Annotated in this window: 1 protein-coding gene; it reads right to left on the bottom strand. The window is 32.8% G+C overall.

The genetic code is table 11. The features are described from left to right. Positions 1-170 precede the first annotated feature (170 nt). Positions 171-734, bottom strand: a complete 564-nt coding sequence (locus DWX76_RS13775) for a glycosyltransferase family 2 protein (RefSeq protein WP_118570886.1) — start codon at positions 732-734, stop codon at positions 171-173. Between the last annotated feature and the right edge of the window lie 133 nt (positions 735-867).

The following is an 867-nucleotide window of genomic DNA, read 5'->3' as shown; positions in this document are numbered from 1 at the left end:
TAATCTCCAATATAATCAGCTCGGCAAAACTTCTGGCATTTTTCTATGCAATTATTTACTATTTATCTGTATATTGTAAATATACAGTGCCATCAAACAATTCCGGATTATTTAAATACCGTTCAAATTTTTCTATGATCTTATCCAAGTATTCCGATATTGTTTTTTCTTCACTCAACAACTCCTTTTACTGCATCCAATGTCTTTTTTACCACTCCTGATGCAGAAATAATACGTAGGGCAACCTTATGCACCTCATCCGGATAGGAAGCACATTGTGGCAATATACTATCAAATGAGAGCTGTTCCACCAAAGCTCGTTTTACGTAATATCCGCAGCTTCTATTATGACCATGTAATACCCTTACATCTGATAATATTGCAATTCTATAACCATCGCGTAGCAAACGAATCCCCATATCCAAATCTTCTGCATAATTAAACCTATATCCATATTCTCTAAAAATTTTTGCATGTATTGCACACGTAATATCTGTTAAAGATGCTTTCTTTCTAAGTTCTAAGGCATCATCATTTTTCGTCAACTGATTATATCTATTTCCATCTGTTATTCCACAGAACTCAGCGTGTGATTTTGTTGCTATTTTGTAAAATAATTCTGTTGAATCAGGGCATAATTCTGCCACACTTACCGCTGCTACTTTACATTCATCAATAGGTTTTACAATTTTAGAAATCCAATTATCACCTATTGGCAATGCATCTTGTGTCATAAATATTATAATTTCTCCGCTTGCTTTTTTTTGCTCCCATATTTCTAGCAAATGAATGAGAAAAATTCTTCATGCTTAATTTTTATAAAATATGCGCCTGATATTTTTCAGCAATTTTCAAAGTATCATCTTT

This window comes from Clostridium sp. AF21-20LB (assembly GCF_003478795.1).
GTDB classification, from domain to species: Bacteria; Bacillota; Clostridia; order Lachnospirales; family Lachnospiraceae; genus Otoolea; species Otoolea fessa.
The sequence above is the reverse complement of the archived record's forward strand: the minus strand, read 5'-3'. Positions and strand labels throughout refer to the sequence as shown.

What these genes read in the sequence shown, in the direction of transcription:
- DWX76_RS13775 (WP_118570886.1), bottom strand. Translation starts at nt 734, where the DNA reads ATGACACAAGATGCATTGCCAATAGGTGATAATTGGATTTCTAAAATT.